This window comes from Luteimonas lutimaris, from assembly GCF_039537065.1.
In the GTDB taxonomy this organism is placed as follows: Bacteria; Pseudomonadota; Gammaproteobacteria; order Xanthomonadales; family Xanthomonadaceae; genus Luteimonas; species Luteimonas lutimaris.
On the sequence record NZ_BAAAZU010000023.1, the window covers coordinates 1 to 16739 of the forward strand.

A 16739-nucleotide genomic window follows, 5' to 3' on the forward strand; every position below is an offset into this window, starting at 1 on the left:
GTGGTCCACGTGACCGATCGTGCCCACGTTCACGTGGGGCTTGGTGCGCTCGAACTTACCCTTGGCCATTGGATTGAACTCCGTGATTCGTGATTGTTGACTGGTGATTCGCCGAAAGCGGGACCCGTGACCTTGCGGTGGTGGGTCCCGGATCGCGGATCACTATTTCTTGGTGACCGTCTCGGCGATGTTCGCCGGTGCTTCCGCGTAGTGGTCGAATTCCATCGTGAACGTGGCGCGGCCCTGCGACATCGAACGCAGGCTGGTGGCGTAGCCGAACATCTCGCCCAGCGGGATCATCGCGTTGATGATCTTGCCCGACGGGCTGTCGTCCTGGCCCTGCAGGATGCCGCGGCGACGGCTGACGTCGCCCATCACGTCGCCCAGGTATTCCTCCGGGGTGACGATCTCGACCTTCATGATCGGCTCGAGCAGGACCGGGCTGGCCTTGCCGAAACCGTCCTTGAAGCCCATCGAACCGGCGATCTTGAACGCCATTTCCGACGAGTCGACCTCATGGTACGAACCGTCGTACAGCTTCACCTTGATGTCCACGATCGGATAGCCGGCGAGGATGCCGTTGGCCATCGCTTCCTGGATGCCCTTGTCGACGGCCGGGATGTATTCCTTCGGCACCACGCCGCCGACGATCGCGTTCTCGAACTCGTAGCCCACGCCCGGTTCCTGCGGCGAGATTTCAAGCCACACGTGGCCGAACTGGCCCTTGCCGCCCGACTGGCGCACGAACTTGCCTTCGGACTTGACCGTCTTGCGGATGGTCTCGCGGTAGGCGACCTGCGGCTTGCCGACGTTGGCCTCGACGTTGAACTCGCGCTTCATGCGGTCGACGAGGATGTCCAGGTGCAACTCGCCCATGCCGGCGATGATGGTCTGGCCGGATTCCTCGTCGGTCCGCACGCGGAACGACGGATCCTCCTGCGCCAGGCGACCGAGCGCGATGCCCATCTTCTCCTGGTCGGACTTGGTCTTGGGCTCCACCGCCATCGAGATGACCGGCTCCGGGAACGTCATGCGCTCGAGCGTGATGACGTGGTCCTGTGCGCACAGCGTGTCGCCGGTGGTCACGTCCTTCAGGCCCACGGCCGCGGCGATGTCGCCGGCGCGCACTTCCTTGATCTCGTTGCGGTCGTTGGAGTGCATCTGCAGGATGCGGCCCACGCGCTCCTTCTTCGACTTGACCGGGTTGTAGACCTGGTCGCCGGAGTTGAGCACGCCCGAGTAGACGCGGAAGAACGTCAGCGAACCGACGAACGGGTCGGTCATGATCTTGAACGCCAGCGCCGAGAACGGCTCGCTGTCGGAGGCCTTGCGGCTGTCTTCCTTCTCGTTCTCGTCGATGCCCTGCACCGGCGGACGGTCGGACGGCGACGGCAGCAGGTGGATCACGCCGTCGAGCATGGCCTGCACGCCCTTGTTCTTGAACGCGGTGCCGCAGAACACCGGCACGATCTCGGTCTTCAGGGTGCGCTCGCGCAGGCCTGCAAGGATCTCTTCCTCGCTGAGCTCGCCGCCCTCGAGGTACTTGTCCATCAGCGCCTCGTTGGCCTCTGCCGCGGCCTCGACCATGAACGAGCGCGCCTCGGCGGCCTTGTCGGCCAGCTCGGCGGGGATCTCGCCGTACTCGAACACGGTGCCCTGCGAGGCGGCATCCCAGTGGATGCGCTTCATCTTCACCAGGTCGATGACGCCATCGAACGAGTCCTCGGCGCCGACCGGCACCTGCATCGGCACCGCATAGGCGCCCAGGCGGGTCCTCAGCTGGTCGACGACCTTGTCGAAGTTGGCGCCGGTGCGGTCCATCTTGTTGACGAACGCCATCCGCGGCACCTGGTACTTGTTGGCCTGCCGCCACACGGTTTCCGATTGCGGCTGCACGCCGCCGACCGCGCACAGCACGAACACCGCGCCGTCGAGCACGCGCAGCGAACGCTCGACTTCGATCGTGAAGTCGACGTGCCCGGGGGTGTCGATGATGTTCAGGCGGTGCTGCGGCATGGACTTGTCCATGCCGGTCCAGAACGCGGTGGTCGCGGCGGACGTGATGGTGATGCCGCGCTCCTGCTCCTGCTCCATCCAGTCCATCGTCGCGGCGCCGTCGTGGACTTCGCCGATCTTGTGGCTGACGCCGGTGTAGAACAGGATGCGTTCGGACGTGGTGGTCTTGCCGGCATCGATGTGGGCCATGATGCCGAAGTTGCGGTAACGCTCGATGGGAGTGGTGCGAGCCACGGCGATTCTCGTCTGTGCTTGCCCGGTGAAGCAGGGCCGGAAATGGCCGGACGCCGCCTTGCGGCGGCTTCCGGGTTCGTCATGCGACGCGGCGCTGCCGGGTCGCGGGTCGGTGCCGGCGCAGGCGCGGCGGGCACCAGGCGGGCGCCGTTGCCGGCGCCGCAGGGATCAGGTCACCAGCGGTAGTGCGCGAACGCCTTGTTCGCTTCCGCCATGCGGTGGGTTTCCTCGCGCTTCTTGATCGCGCCGCCACGGTTCTCCGAGGCGTCGATCAGCTCGGCGGCGAGCTTGCGCGGCATGCTGTTCTCGCCGCGCTTGCGGGCGGAATCGATCAGCCAGCGCATGGCCAGCGCCATCCGGCGCGAGGCGCGTACTTCGACCGGCACCTGGTAGGTGGCACCGCCGACGCGGCGCGACTTGACCTCGACCGACGGGGAGATGTTGCCCAGTGCCTTCTCGACGACTTCGAGCGGGTTCGGGTTCTTCTCGCCGATCACGTCCATGGCGCCGTAGACGATCTTTTCGGCGACCGACTTCTTGCCGCTGTACATGACCATGTTGATGAAGCGGGCGATGGTCTCGCTGCCGTGCTTCGGGTCGGGCAGCACCGAACGCTGCGGGGTGTTTCCTTTACGCGACATAGCTCAATTCTCGGTATGGCGGGCCTGGGCCGGCCGTGTCTTCTCTGGCGGCGGGTCCGGGACCCGCCCTGCGAATCGCTTAACCCTTCGGGCGCTTGGCGCCGTACTTGGAGCGGGCCTGCTTGCGCTTGGCGACGCCGGCGGCGTCGAGCGAACCACGCACGGTGTGGTAGCGGACGCCCGGCAGGTCCTTGACGCGACCGCCGCGGATCAGCACCACCGAGTGCTCCTGCAGGTTGTGGCCTTCGCCACCGATGTAGGAGATGACCTCGTAGCCGTTGGTCAGGCGCACCTTGGCGACCTTGCGCAGGGCCGAGTTCGGCTTCTTCGGGGTGGTGGTGTAGACGCGGGTGCAAACCCCGCGACGCTGCGGGCAGTTCGCCAGCGCGGGCGAATTGCTCTTGTAGGTCTCGGGGTTGCGCGCCTTGCGCACCAGCTGGTTGATCGTTGCCATCGGTCTCGGTTCTTGGGTCGGGCCGGGGCCCATTCGTGAAAACGAAGGCAGGCGGGGTTGACCCCGGCCTGCCAGACGGAAAAGTATAGCTGGCGCGGACGCCAGGCGTCAACGCAAGCCGAGCCAGCGCCAGCCCCGCCCCATGGGCGGCAGCCTGGCCACTGGTTGTGATCCCGCCCTCCTGGGCCGAACACGAGGCGCTTCCATGACGCCTCATTTCGTGATCTGGTGGATCCCGTGGGATCCGGCGGCCCGTTCTTCAGGGCCGCCGTGTTGCTACATCAACCGTTGCCGGACGCTTCGTCGGCCATCACTTCGCCGACCTCCCCGCCCGCCTCGCCACCGGCGAGGGCACCGGACAGGGCCTCCATCTCGGAGTCCGTCAGGCCCGACGCGTTCTTGCGGCGCTGCGTATGGTACGCCAGGCCGGTGCCGGCGGGAATCAGGCGGCCGACGATCACGTTCTCCTTCAGGCCGCGCAGGTTGTCGCGGGTGCCGCGGACGGCAGCCTCGGTCAGCACGCGGGTGGTCTCCTGGAAGGAGGCCGCGGAGATGAACGACTCGGTCGCCAGCGAGGCCTTGGTGATGCCCAGCAGCACCGGCTCGAACTTCGCCGGTAGCTCGTTCTTGGCCTCCAGCTTCGCGTTCTCCTCGATCACGCGCTGGCGCTCGGCCTGCTCGCCGTGCAGGAAGCGGCTGTCGCCGCCGTCGGTGATCTCGACCTTGCGCAGCATCTGGCGGACGATCACCTCGATGTGCTTGTCGTTGATCTTCACGCCCTGCAGGCGGTAGACGTCCTGGATTTCCTTGGTCAGGTACACGGCCAGCGGCTCCACGCCCAGCAGGCGCAGGATGTCCTGCGGGCTCGGCTCGCCGTCCACCACGGTCTCGCCCTTCTCCACGTGCTCGCCTTCGAACACGATGATCTGGCGGTACTTGGGGATCAGCTCCTCGTGCTCGTCGCCGTCGGGACCGCGGATGATCAGGCGCTGCTTGCCCTTGGTGTCCTTGCCGAAGCTGACGACACCCGACTTCTCGGCCAGGATCGCCTGGTCCTTGGGCTTGCGGGCCTCGAACAGGTCGGCCACGCGCGGCAGGCCGCCGGTGATATCGCGGGTCTTGGAGGCTTCCTGCGGCACCTTGGTGACCACGTCGCCCACGCCGACCGGCGCGCCATCCTGCAGGTTCACGATCGAGCGCGGCGGCAGCAGGTACTGCGCCGGCAGGTCGGTGCCCGGGATGTTCAGGTCCTCGCCCTTCTTGTCGACGATGCGCACCATCGGGCGCAGGTCCTTGCCGGCCGAGCCGCGGCGCTTGGGATCGGTGATCTCGCGCGAGGCAAGGCCGGTCAGCTCGTCGGTCTTCTCGATGACGGTGACGCCGTCGATGAAGTCGACGAAGCGGATGAAGCCCGCCACTTCCGACACGATCGGGTGGTTATGCGGATCCCAGTGCGCGACCGACTGCCCGGCCTTGACCGCGGCGCCGTCCTTGACATCGATGGTGGCGCCGTACGGCAGCTTGTAGCGCTCGCGCTCGCGGCCGTGGGCGTCGAGCACCGACAGCTCGCCCGAACGCGACACCGCGACCAGGTGGCCGCTGGCGTGGGCGACGGTCTTGAGGTTGTTGAACTTGATCGAACCGGTGGTCTTGACCGTCACGCTGTCGATCGCCGCCGCACGCGAAGCCGCGCCACCGATATGGAACGTACGCATGGTCAGCTGGGTACCCGGCTCGCCGATCGACTGCGCGGCCACCACGCCCACGGCCTCGCCGTGGTTGACGATGTGGCCACGGCCCAGGTCGCGGCCGTAGCAATGCGCGCAGACGCCGAACGAGGATTCGCAGGTGATCGTCGAGCGCACCTTGATCGACTGCACGCCCGCGTCCTCGAGCTTGCGCACCCAGGCTTCGTCGAGCAGCGTGTTGCGGGTGACGATCGGATCCTCGTCCTCGCCGGGCACGAACACGTCCTCGGCCACGACGCGGCCGAGCACGCGGTCGCGCAGCGGTTCGACCACGTCGCCGCCTTCGACGATCGGGGTCATCGTCAGGCCGGCGAGCGTGCCGCAATCGTCCTCGGTGATGACCACGTCCTGCGCCACGTCGACCAGGCGACGGGTCAGGTAACCGGAGTTCGCGGTCTTCAGCGCGGTATCGGCCAGGCCCTTTCGTGCACCGTGGGTCGAGATGAAGTACTGCAGGACGTTGAGGCCCTCGCGGAAGTTCGCGGTGATCGGGGTCTCGATGATCGAGCCGTCCGGACGCGCCATCAGGCCGCGCATGCCCGCCAGCTGGCGGATCTGCGCCTGCGAACCGCGGGCGCCGGAATCGGCCATGATGTAGACCGAGTTCATCGACTTCTGCTCGACCTGCTCGCCCTTGGCGTTGGTCACCATCTCGGTGCCGATGGTCTTCATCATTTCCTGGGCGACGCGCTCGTTGGTGCGCGACCAGATGTCGACCACCTTGTTGTAGCGCTCGCCGGCGGTGACCAGGCCCGACTGGTACTGCTGCTGGATCTCCACGACCTCGGCTTCCGCCTCGTCGAGGATGCCCTTCTTCTTGTCGGGGATGATCATGTCGTCGATGCCGATCGACACGCCGGCGCGCGTGGCGTACGCGAAGCCGGTGTACATCAGCTTGTCGGCGAACACGACCGTGTCCTTCAGGCCCAGCATGCGGTAGCAGCTGTTGATCAGGCGGCTGATGTTCTTCTTGGTCAGCTCGACGTTGGCCAGCGCGAACGGCAGGCCCTCGGGCAGGATCTCGGCCAGCAGCGCGCGCCCGACCGTGGTCTCCACGATCGAGGTCTTCTTCTGCTTGTTGCCGTCCTCGTCGGTCTCGGTCTCGGTGATGCGGACCTTGGCCTTGGCGTGCAGGCCGGCGACCTTGTTGTCGTAGGCGCGCTTCACTTCGGCGACGTTGGCGAACACCATGCCTTCGCCCGGGGTGTTCTCCAGCGCGCGGGTCATGTAGTACAGGCCGAGCACGACGTCCTGCGACGGCACGATGATCGGCTCGCCGTTGGCCGGCGACAGGATGTTGTTCGACGCCATCATCAGCGCGCGCGCTTCCAGCTGGGCCTCGAGGCTCAGCGGGACGTGCACGGCCATCTGGTCACCGTCGAAGTCGGCGTTGAACGCGGTGCAGACCAGCGGGTGCAGCTGGATGGCCTTGCCCTCGATCAGCACCGGCTCGAACGCCTGGATGCCCAGACGATGCAGGGTCGGGGCGCGGTTGAGCAGCACCGGATGCTCGCGGATCACCTCTTCCAGGATGTCCCAGACTTCAGCTTCTTCGCGCTCGACCAGCTTCTTGGCGGCCTTGATCGTCGTGGCCAGGCCTCGGCGCTGCAGCTTGGCGAAGATGAAGGGCTTGAACAGCTCCAGCGCCATCTTCTTCGGCAGGCCGCACTCGTGCAGGCGCAGGGTCGGGCCGACCACGATGACCGAACGGCCCGAGTAGTCGACGCGCTTGCCGAGCAGGTTCTGGCGGAAGCGGCCCTGCTTGCCCTTGATCATGTCGGCCAGCGACTTCAAAGGCCTCTTGTTCGTGCCGGTGATGGCGCGGCCGCGGCGGCCGTTGTCCATCAGCGCGTCGACCGATTCCTGCAGCATGCGCTTCTCGTTGCGCACGATGATGTCGGGCGCGTTGAGTTCGAGCAGGCGACGCAGGCGGTTGTTGCGGTTGATGACGCGGCGGTACAGGTCGTTGAGGTCGGAGGTCGCGAAGCGGCCACCGTCCAGCGGCACCAGCGGACGCAGGTCCGGCGGAAGGACCGGCAGCACAGTCATGACCATCCACTCGGGGCGGTTGCCCGACTCGAGGAAGGCTTCGACCAGCTTGACCCGCTTGGTCAGGCGCTTGAGCTTGGTTTCCGAGCCGGTGGCGGCGATGTCTTCCTTGAGCTGCACCATCTCGGCCTGCAGGTCGATCGTGCGCAGCAGGTCGAACACCGCCTCGGCACCCATCGCGGCGTCGAAGTCGTCGCCGTGCTCCTGGCGCATCTGCATGAACTGCTCTTCGTTGAGCAGCTGGCCGCGCTCGAGCGGGGTCAGGCCCGGCTCGGTGACGACGAACGCCTCGAAGTACAGGATGCGCTCGATGTCGCGCAGGGTCATGTCCAGCATCAGGCCGATGCGGCTGGGCAGCGACTTGAGGAACCAGATGTGCGCGACCGGCGAGGCCAGGTCGATGTGGCCCATGCGCTCGCGGCGTACCTTGGCCAGCGTCACCTCGGTGCCGCACTTTTCGCAGACCACCCCGCGGTGCTTCATGCGCTTGTACTTGCCGCACAGGCACTCGTAGTCCTTGATCGGCCCGAAGATGGCGGCGCAGAACAGGCCGTCGCGCTCGGGCTTGAAGGTGCGGTAGTTGATCGTCTCGGGCTTCTTCACCTCGCCGAACGACCACGAGCGGATCAGGTCAGGCGAGGCCAGCGCGATCTTGATCGCATCGAAGTCGAGCGCCGGGCGCTGCTGGTTGAACAGGTTGAGCAGGTCTTTCATTTTGTATCTCCGGGTCGGAGGAATTTCGTGTCGAGGATCAGCTTCGGGGAGTCTTCTGGACCCGGGACTCGGGACCCGGAACCCGGAAAGTCAAAAGCACGCGGCTCCTGCTCTCGCGGGTCCCGGGTCCCATGGCCCCGGGTCCCGGCTTTCCTCAGTGCTCCTCCAGCTCCATGTTGATTGCCAGCGAGCGGATTTCCTTGACCAGCACGTTGAACGACTCCGGCATGCCGGCGACCATCTCGTGCTCGCCGTCGACGATGTTCTTGTACATCTGGTTGCGGCCCTGCACGTCGTCGGACTTCACCGTCAGCATTTCCTGCAGGGTGTAGGCCGCGCCGTAGGCTTCCAGCGCCCAGACTTCCATCTCGCCGAAGCGCTGGCCGCCGAACTGCGCCTTGCCGCCCAGCGGCTGCTGGGTGACGAGCGAGTACGGGCCGGTCGAGCGCGCGTGCATCTTGTCGTCGACCAGGTGGTTGAGCTTGAGCATGTGCATGTAGCCCACGGTCACCTTGCGGTCGAACGGCTCGCCGGTACGGCCGTCGTACAGCTGCGCCTGGCCGCTGCTCGGCAACTCGGCGAGCTCGAGCATGCGCTTGATCTCGGCCTCGGTCGCGCCGTCGAACACCGGGGTGGCCATCGGCACGCCGTCGGTCAGGTTGCGCGCCATCGCCAGCAGCTCCTCGTCGGAGAACTGCTTGAGGTCGACGCGCTGGCCATGCAGCTTGTTGTCGTGGTTGTAGATGTCGTCGAGGAACTTGCGCAGTTCGGCCACCTTGGCCTGCGCCTGCAGCATCTCGTCGATCCTGCGGCCCAGGCCCTTGGCGGCCCAGCCCAGGTGCACCTCGAGGATCTGGCCGATGTTCATTCGGCTCGGCACGCCCAGCGGGTTGAGCACGACGTCCACGGTTTCGCCGTTGGCCATGTGCGGCATGTCCTGCACCGGCACGATGGTCGACACCACACCCTTGTTGCCGTGGCGGCCGGCCATCTTGTCGCCCGGCTGGATGCGGCGCTTCACCGCCAGGTACACCTTGACCATCTTCAGCACGCCCGGGGCCAGGTCGTCGCCCTGGGTGATCTTGCCGCGCTTGTCCTGGAAGCGGCGCTCGAACTCCTTCTGGTGCACCTCGATCTGCTTCTGGGCGCGCTCGATCGCGTCGGCGGCGTCCTCGTCCTTCATTCGCAGGTTGAACCATTCCTTCTTCGGCAGGCCGTCGAGGACCAGGCTGCTGACGGTCTCGCCCTTCTTCAGGCCGGCACCGCCGTTGGCCACCTTGCCCAGCAGCTGCGAACGCAGGCGCGCGTAGATCGCGGTCTCGAGGATGCGGAACTGGTCGTCGAAGTCCTTCTTGACGTGCTTGATCTCGGATTCCTCGATCTGGCGCGCGCGCTTGTCCTTCTCGATGCCGTCGCGGGTAAACACCTGCACGTCGATGACCACGCCGTCCATGCCCGGGGGCACGCGCAGCGAGCTGTCCTTCACGTCGGAGGCCTTCTCGCCGAAGATCGCGCGCAGCAGCTTCTCTTCCGGGGTCAGCTGGCTTTCGCCCTTGGGCGTGACCTTGCCGACCAGGATGTCGCCGGCGCGGACTTCTGCACCGATATACACCACGCCCGACTCGTCGAGGCGGTTGAGCGCCTGCTCGGAGACGTTGGGGATATCGGCGGAGATTTCCTCCGGCCCGAGCTTGGTGTCGCGGGCCTGGACGGTCAGTTCCTCGATGTGGATCGTCGTGTAGCGATCCTCCTGGACCACCCGCTCGGACAGCAGGATCGAGTCCTCGAAGTTGTAGCCGTTCCACGGCATGAAGGCGACCAGCATGTTCTGGCCCAGGGCCAGCTCGCCGATGTCGGTCGAGGGGCCGTCGGCCAGCACGTCGCCGCGCGCGACCACGTCGCCCACGTTCACCAGCGGACGCTGGTTGATGCAGGTGTTCTGGTTGGAGCGCGTGTACTTGATCAGGTTGTAGATGTCGACGCCGGCATCGTGCTCGCCGGAGATTTCACTGTCGTTGACCTTGACCACGACGCGGCCTGCGTCGATCTGCTCGATCACGCCGCCGCGGCGGGCGTTCACCGTCACACCCGAATCGCGCGCCACGGCGCGCTCGATGCCGGTGCCGACCAGCGGCTTCTGCGCACGCAGCGTCGGCACGGCCTGGCGCTGCATGTTGGCGCCCATCAGCGCGCGGTTGGCGTCGTCGTGCTCCAGGAACGGCACCAGCGCCGCCGCGACCGACACGGTCTGCATCGGCGAGACGTCCATGAAATCCACTTCGCTCGGCGGCTTGAGCAGCGACTCGCCCTGGTAGCGGCAGTCGACGAACTGGGCGGTCATGTTGCCCTTGTCGTCCTGCGGCGCATTGGCCTGGGCGATGACGTACTCGTTCTCCTCGATCGCCGACAGGTACTCGACGTCGTCGGTGACCTTGCCGCCCACGACCTTGCGGTACGGGGTTTCGAGGAAGCCGTAGCTGTTGGTGCGCGCGAATACGGCCAGCGAGTTGATCAGGCCGATGTTCGGGCCTTCCGGCGTCTCGATGGTGCACACGCGCCCATAGTGGGTCGGATGCACGTCGCGCACTTCGAAGCCGGCGCGCTCGCGGGTCAGGCCGCCCGGGCCAAGGGCCGACACGCGGCGCTTGTGGGTGACCTCCGACAGCGGGTTGTTCTGGTCCATGAACTGCGACAGCTGCGACGAACCGAAGAACTCCTTCACCGCCGCCGCGACCGGCTTGGCGTTGATCAGTTCCTGCGGGGTCAGGCCATCGGCCTCGGCCATGGTCAGGCGCTCGCGCACGGCGCGCTCCACGCGCACCAGGCCGACGCGGAACACGTTCTCGGCCATCTCGCCCACCGAACGCACGCGGCGGTTGCCGAGGTGGTCGATGTCGTCGACGGTGCCGCGGCCGTTGCGGATCTCGGTCAGGACCTTGATCACGTCGAGGATGTCGGACGTGTCGCCGTATTCCTCGCGCAGGCGCGCGGATTCCTCGTCCTTGCGCTCGGAGAAGTAGCGCGCGTCGTAGAGGATCGAGGCGCCGGTGACTTCCTTGCGGCCCAGGCGACGGTTGAACTTCATCCGGCCGACGGTCGACAGGTCGTAGCGTTCGAAGGTGAAGAACAGGTTGTGGAACAGGTTCTGCGCGGCGTCCTTGGTCGGCGGCTCGCCCGGACGCATCATGCGGTAGATCTCGACCAGGGCCTCGAGCTGGGTCTTGGTCGCGTCGATGCGCAGGGTGTTGGACAGGTAGGCGCCGCGGTCCAGGTCGTTGACCCAGATCGTGCCCACGGCATCGATGCCGGCCTTGCGGAACGCTTCCAGCGTCTCCTCGGTGATCTCGTCGTTGGCGGTGGCCAGCAGTTCGCCGGTCTCGGCCTCGATCACGTCATGCGACAGGATGCGACCGACCAGATAGCTGTCGGGCACGGCCAGCGCGGCGATGCCGGAGTCGGCCAGCTGCTTGACGTGGCGCGCGGTGACGCGCTTGCCGGCCTCGACGATGACGTGGTCGCCATCGGCCAGGTCGAAGTCCAGGGTCTCGCCGCGCAGGCGCTCGGGCACCAGCGCCAGCTGCACGCCCTCTTCCGGATCGATGTGGAAGGTGTTGATCTCGAAGAACTCGTTCAACATCTCTTCGTTGTTGTAGCCCAGCGCGCGCAGCAGCACGCTGACCGGCAGCTTGCGGCGGCGGTCGATGCGGGTGAACAGCGCGTCCTTCGGGTCGAACTCGAAGTCCAGCCAGGAGCCGCGGTACGGGATCACGCGCGCGGAGAACAGCAGCTTGCCCGACGAATGGGTCTTGCCGCGGTCGTGGTCGAAGAACACGCCCGGGCTGCGGTGCAGCTGCGAGACGATGACGCGCTCGGTGCCGTTGACGATGAAGGTGCCGTTGTCGGTCATGAGCGGGATCTCGCCCATGTAGACCTCCTGCTCCTTCACGTACTTGATGGTCTTGCTCGACGACTCGCGGTCGTAGATCACCAGGCGCACGGTCACGCGCAGCGGCGCGCCGTAGCTCATGCCGCGCTGGCGGCACTCGCGCTCGTCGAACACCGGCTCGCCGAGCTTGTAGCCGACGTATTCCAGCGCCGCGTAGCCGTTGTAGCTCACGATCGGGAACACGGACTTGAGCGCGGCGTGCAGGCCCTTGTCGGCGCGCTTGGCCGGGTCGGCGTCGGCCTGCAGGAATTCACGGTAGGAATCGACCTGGATCGCGAGCAGGAACGGCACTTCGAGGATCGAGCCGCGCTTGCCGAAATCCTTGCGGATGCGCTTTTTCTCGGTGAACGAGTAATTCGACTGGGAGGTCGTCATGGGGAGCTACCACCTTGGGGCATCTGTGGGCCGCGCGTCCGCGGCCGCGGTTGAACCAGCCGTGCTGGTCCGGGGGGAATCGCCAGTGGGAAGTCGCTGGTATTGCCGGCACCAGCACGCCTTCTCCCGCTACTTCCGACTGTCGACTCGTGTCAGTTTTCGGGTCTTGCAACAACGGCCAAAGGCCGGGGGCTTTCGCCCCCAGCCTTGGTGGTCGCCATGTGAATCCGGCGACGCGACAACGCTTACTTGACTTCGACCGTGGCGCCGGCCGTTTCCAGGTCCTTCTTGAACTTGGCGGCGTCATCCTTGGACAGGCCTTCCTTGATCGTGCCACCGGCTTCGGTCAGGTCCTTGGCTTCCTTCAGGCCCAGGCCGGTGATCGCGCGGACCACCTTGATGACCTCGACCTTCTTGTCGCCGGCGGACTTCAGGGCAACCGTGAACTCGGTCTGCTCTTCGGCCGGGGCGGCGCCGGCAGCGGCCGGACCAGCGGCAACGGCCACCGGGGCGGCGGCGGAAACGCCGAACTTTTCTTCCATCGCCTTGACCAGCTCCATCACCTCGACGAGGGTCTTGCCGGCGATCGCTTCGATGATCTGCTCGTTGGAAAGGGACATCGTGAATACCTCTTTATCTAAAGTTGGAAACAGCTAGTGATTGGAAACTCGTAAACCGAACTGATCGCCTCAGGCGGCCTTCTGCTGGCCGACCGCGTTGGTGACGCGGGCAACCTGCGAGGCCGGCTCGGCCAGCAGGCGCACCAGCATGGTGGCAGGCTGGACCATGACGCTGAGCAGCATCGACAGCGCTTCGTCGCGGGTCGGGAGCGAAGCCAGGACGTCCACGTGGGAGCCCGGGTACTTCTGCCCGCCGATCGCCACCAGGCGCGGCTTCAGCTTGTCGTTCGCCTTGGCGAACTCCTTGATCAGGCGTCCGGCGGCACCGGGGTCTTCCTTCGAGAAGGCATACAGGAGCGGACCGGTCAGCTCGTCCTTGACGACGGCGTAATCGGTGTTCTCCACGGCGCGCGAGACCAGCGTGTTCTTGGCAACCTTCAAGAACACCCCTTCGGCGCGCGCCTTCTTGCGCATGTCGGTCAGCTGGGCGACCGTAAGACCCGCGTATTCCGCGGCGACCAACGAGTGCGCGGAACCCGCGACCTCGGCCAGTTCGGCAACGACTTCCTGCTTCTGGGTCAGATTGAGAGCCATTGCATTACCTCTGGGAGCCGGGATCGGGATTGGGGATCCGGGATGCGGCCGCAATGGCCATCCCGTGTCCCCGCACGCGGGACCCGGCGTTTTCATCACCGCCCCAAACCTGCCGGGGCGGACCATGCAGCATCGTTGGCGCGATGCCGGGAAGCCTCGCGGCTTCCGGTTGGTGGCCGTTTCCAGAACTTCCGGAGGGTCGGCAACCATCTACGCAGGCCCTTTCGCGCTTTCGCGGTCCGGGATTAAGCGGTCTTTGCAAACAACGACGGCGACTCCATGCCGTGACAAGCTTCCCTGCCCGTCGTCGTTGCTGCTCGGACCACGCCTGCGGTCTTTGACGGCCTCGCGTCAGGCTTGCGCCCTGGCGATGCCCTCAAATTTCCTGCTCGATGCCGGGCGCGAGCCCGGCACCTTTGAATGTCGTCCCCGTGGAAGCGGGGACCCAGTGATTCTGGCTTTCAAGATCACTGGCGAATCAAAAACAGATCCCTCGCTGCGCTCGGGATGACGATTGCTGGCGCCGCGCTACGCGCGGCTGGCAATCGTCACTTCAGCGACAGCGACGACTGGTCGACGGCGACGCCGGGGCCCATGGTCGAGCTGACCGAGATCTTCTGCAGGTAGGCGCCCTTGGCGGTGGCCGGCTTGGCCTTGACCAGGTCCATGAGCAGCGCCTGCAGGTTGTCCTTCAGCTTGTCGGCGTCGAAGTCGGCCTTGCCGATCGTGCAGTGGATGATGCCGGCCTTGTCGGTGCGGTAGCGGACCTGGCCGCCCTTGGCGTTCTTGACCGCCTCGCCCGGGTTCGGCGACACGGTGCCGACCTTCGGGTTGGGCATCAGGCCGCGCGGGCCGAGCAGCGTGCCGAGCTTGCCAACCACGCGCATCGCGTCCGGGGTGGCGATCACCACGTCGTAGCTCAGGTCGCCGCCCTGCATCTTCTCGGCCAGGTCGTCCATGCCGACCGCGTCGGCGCCGGCGGCCAGGGCCTCTTCGGCCTTGGCGCCCGCGGGGGCGAACACCGCCACGCGCACGGTCTTGCCGGTGCCGGCCGGCAGCACGGTGGAACCGCGCACCTGCTGGTCCGACTTCTTGGCGTCCACGCCCAGGCGAACGGCCACGTCGACGGCTTCGACGAACTTGGCCTTGCTGTTGTCCTTGACGATCTTCAGCGCCTCGTCGATCGGATAGGCCTTGCCCGGCTGCACCGCCTCACTGATTGCTTTCTGTCGCTTGGTCTGTGCCATGGTCTCAGCCCTCCACCGTCAGGCCCATCGAACGGGCGGAGCCCGCGATGGTGCGCACTGCTGCATCGAGGTCGGCCGCGGTCAGGTCGGGTTCCTTCGCCTTGGCGATTTCCTCGAGCTGCTTGCGGGTGACCTTGCCCACCTTTTCGGTGTTGGGACGCTTGGAGCCGGACTGCACGCCCGTGGCCTTCTTCAGCAGGATCGTCGCGGGCGGCGTCTTGGTGATGAAGGTGAAGGTGCGGTCCGAATACGCGGTGATCACGGTCGGGATCGGCAGGCCGGGCTCGAGCTTCTGCGTGGCGGCGTTGAACGCCTTGCAGAACTCCATGATGTTCAGGCCGCGCTGGCCCAGGGCAGGACCAACCGGCGGGCTGGGATTGGCCTGCCCGGCCTTGACCTGCAACTTGATGTAACCAATGACTTTCTTTGCCATTTCGACTCTCTCTCCGGGTGCAAGCGCCTGTTCAGGCTCCCCATCGGTCCGGGAAAATCACGCGTCCCGGCTTCGCGTTGTTCATGCCTGCGCGAAAGGCCGCCCATGCGGCGGCCCGTGCGGATGCCCGGCTCGGCCGGGCAGGAAGCCGCTCAGTATAGCAGCTTCCCCGCCATCCACCCATCCGGGCGGACGGCCTGGATTCAGGCCTTCTCGACCTGGCCGAACTCCAGCTCGACCGGGGTCGAACGCCCGAAGATCAGCACCGCCACGCGCACGCGGCTCTTCTCGTAGTTGACTTCCTCGACCACGCCGTTGAAGTCGTTGAACGGACCGTCGATGACGCGCACCATCTGGCCGGCCTCGAACAGCACCTTCGGGCGCGGCTTCTCGACGCCTTCCTGGACCCGGTCGAGGATCGCGGCGGCCTCGTCGTCGCGGATCGGCAGCGGCTTGTCGGCGGTGCCGCCGATGAAGCCCATCACCTTCGGCGTTTCCTTGATCAGGTGCCAGCTCTCGCTGTCGATGCGCGGAATGCCGCCCTCGTCGTGGGTGGCGATCTGCACCAGCACGTAACCGGGGAAGAACTTGCGCTCGGAACGGCGCTTCTGGCCGGAGCGCATCTCCACCACTTCCTCGGTCGGCACCAGCACGTCGCCGAAACGCTCTTCCATGCCGGTGCGCACGATGCGGTCGCGCAGCGCCTGGGCCACGGACTTCTCGAAGCCCGAGTACGCGTGCACCACGTACCAGCGCTTGTTGTCTTCCTGCCCGCCGTTGTCGGGAGTGTTCTCTTGCATTTCCATCAACCTGGCAACTCCTTTCTCAGTGCCCGAGCAGGAGCTTCACAGCCCATTGGACGACCGCATCGAACCCGGCCATGATCAGGCTGATCAGCAGCACGACGCCGGCGACCACCCAGGTCAGGCGGGTCGCTTCCTGCCGCGTCGGCCAGACCACCTTGCGCAGCTCGAAGCGCGATTCGGCCAGGAACTCGCGGGTATCGCGGCCCTTGGCGCTGAACATGAACAACACCAGCGCCGCGACCAGCCCGCCGACCACCGCGCCGACGCGCAGCGAGGTCGACCACTGGTTCTCGAACCAGTAGAAGGCGAACACGCCGGCTGCCACCAGCAACACGGCGACCACGTACATCACGACATCGGTCGATGAGGCGGTCCTGGTTTGTTCGACTCGACTGTTCACGAATTTCCCGGGTTGTCCTTGGATGGGCTGCGCAGGGCAGGCAATGCGTTCTTCGGCAAGTGGCGCGCCAGGTAGGACTCGAACCTACAACCTGCGGTTTTGGAGACCGCTGCTCTGCCAGTTGAGCTACTGACGCGTAAAGGTGTCCGCGACTGCTTCCAACGCACCATCTTTGAAAATGGCGAAGGCGGAACGCGGATCAGAGACAATCCGCGGCCCGCCATGGTTCCCCGCTTGCGCGGGGAGGTGATGCTTCGACGTCCATGGATCCCCGGGGAATGCCCCGGGATGACGATTGTTTGGTACTGCTGCTGACGACTGTGGTGCCGGGGAGCTGGATCCCCGCGTTCGCGGGGACGACGCGCTGGCAAAGGCGGCTGCGCCAGGCGCAGACGCGCCAGTGCGTCACTTGATGATCTTGGCCACCACGCCGGCGCCGACCGTACGGCCACCTTCGCGGAT

Annotated in this window: 11 protein-coding genes and 1 tRNA gene; all 12 read right to left on the bottom strand. The window is 66.1% G+C overall.

All coding sequences use genetic code 11. The features are described from left to right. Positions 1-162: 162 nt before the first annotated feature. The 12 genes from fusA to ABD679_RS11385 all read right to left on the bottom strand — a co-directional run bounded on the left by fusA (position 163) and on the right by ABD679_RS11385 (position 16413). Positions 163-2250: an elongation factor G gene (fusA, locus tag ABD679_RS11330; RefSeq protein WP_344760095.1), complete on the bottom strand. Its 2088-nt coding sequence runs from the start codon at positions 2248-2250 to the stop codon at positions 163-165. A 173-nt stretch (positions 2251-2423) separates the two neighbouring features. After that, positions 2424-2891, bottom strand: a complete 468-nt coding sequence (rpsG, locus tag ABD679_RS11335) for a 30S ribosomal protein S7 (RefSeq protein ID WP_133000733.1) — start codon at positions 2889-2891, stop codon at positions 2424-2426. Between the two features lie 79 nt (positions 2892-2970). Then, positions 2971-3345 carry a 30S ribosomal protein S12 gene (rpsL, locus tag ABD679_RS11340; RefSeq protein WP_344760096.1) on the bottom strand — a complete coding sequence of 125 codons (375 nt, stop codon included), beginning with the start codon at positions 3343-3345 and terminating at the stop codon, positions 2971-2973. 281 nt (positions 3346-3626) lie between these two features. After that, entirely contained in the window at positions 3627-7856 is a 4230-nt protein-coding gene (rpoC, locus tag ABD679_RS11345) for a DNA-directed RNA polymerase subunit beta' (protein ID WP_344760097.1), read from the bottom strand. 154 nt (positions 7857-8010) lie between these two features. Next, entirely contained in the window at positions 8011-12177 is a 4167-nt protein-coding gene (rpoB, locus tag ABD679_RS11350; RefSeq protein ID WP_344760098.1) for a DNA-directed RNA polymerase subunit beta, read from the bottom strand. A gap of 245 nt (positions 12178-12422) precedes the next feature. Continuing rightward, a complete protein-coding gene (rplL, locus tag ABD679_RS11355) occupies positions 12423-12797 on the bottom strand; it encodes a 50S ribosomal protein L7/L12 (protein ID WP_344760099.1) in 375 nt (124 codons plus the stop codon). Positions 12798-12866: 69 nt separating this feature from the next. Beyond that, the gene (rplJ, locus tag ABD679_RS11360) at positions 12867-13391 is read right to left on the bottom strand and encodes a 50S ribosomal protein L10 (RefSeq protein ID WP_344760100.1); all 525 of its coding nucleotides are present in this window, start codon (positions 13389-13391) and stop codon (positions 12867-12869) included. A gap of 548 nt (positions 13392-13939) precedes the next feature. Beyond that, positions 13940-14638 carry a 50S ribosomal protein L1 gene (rplA, locus tag ABD679_RS11365; RefSeq protein WP_344760101.1) on the bottom strand — a complete coding sequence of 233 codons (699 nt, stop codon included), beginning with the start codon at positions 14636-14638 and terminating at the stop codon, positions 13940-13942. Between the two features lie 4 nt (positions 14639-14642). Beyond that, complete coding sequence (rplK, locus tag ABD679_RS11370) at positions 14643-15071, bottom strand: 50S ribosomal protein L11 (RefSeq protein WP_344760102.1); 429 nt, start codon at positions 15069-15071, stop codon at positions 14643-14645. Between the two features lie 203 nt (positions 15072-15274). Beyond that, positions 15275-15871, bottom strand: a complete 597-nt coding sequence (gene nusG / locus ABD679_RS11375) for a transcription termination/antitermination protein NusG (protein WP_344760104.1) — start codon at positions 15869-15871, stop codon at positions 15275-15277. 25 nt (positions 15872-15896) lie between these two features. Further along, entirely contained in the window at positions 15897-16277 is a 381-nt protein-coding gene (secE, locus tag ABD679_RS11380) for a preprotein translocase subunit SecE (protein ID WP_344760103.1), read from the bottom strand. 60 nt (positions 16278-16337) lie between these two features. Continuing rightward, positions 16338-16413 (bottom strand) — tRNA-Trp (locus ABD679_RS11385). Positions 16414-16739 lie beyond the last annotated feature (326 nt).

Coding starts and splice junctions, on each gene's coding strand:
- rplK (WP_344760102.1), bottom strand. CDS start 15,071: ATGGCAAAGAAAGTCATTGGTTACATCAAGTTGCAGGTCAAGGCCGGG.
- rplJ (WP_344760100.1), bottom strand. CDS start 13,391: ATGGCTCTCAATCTGACCCAGAAGCAGGAAGTCGTTGCCGAACTGGCC.
- rplA (WP_344760101.1), bottom strand. CDS start 14,638: ATGGCACAGACCAAGCGACAGAAAGCAATCAGTGAGGCGGTGCAGCCG.
- nusG (WP_344760104.1), bottom strand. CDS start 15,871: ATGCAAGAGAACACTCCCGACAACGGCGGGCAGGAAGACAACAAGCGC.
- rpoB (WP_344760098.1), bottom strand. CDS start 12,177: ATGACGACCTCCCAGTCGAATTACTCGTTCACCGAGAAAAAGCGCATC.
- rplL (WP_344760099.1), bottom strand. CDS start 12,797: ATGTCCCTTTCCAACGAGCAGATCATCGAAGCGATCGCCGGCAAGACC.
- rpsL (WP_344760096.1), bottom strand. CDS start 3,345: ATGGCAACGATCAACCAGCTGGTGCGCAAGGCGCGCAACCCCGAGACC.
- rpoC (WP_344760097.1), bottom strand. CDS start 7,856: ATGAAAGACCTGCTCAACCTGTTCAACCAGCAGCGCCCGGCGCTCGAC.
- rpsG (WP_133000733.1), bottom strand. CDS start 2,891: ATGTCGCGTAAAGGAAACACCCCGCAGCGTTCGGTGCTGCCCGACCCG.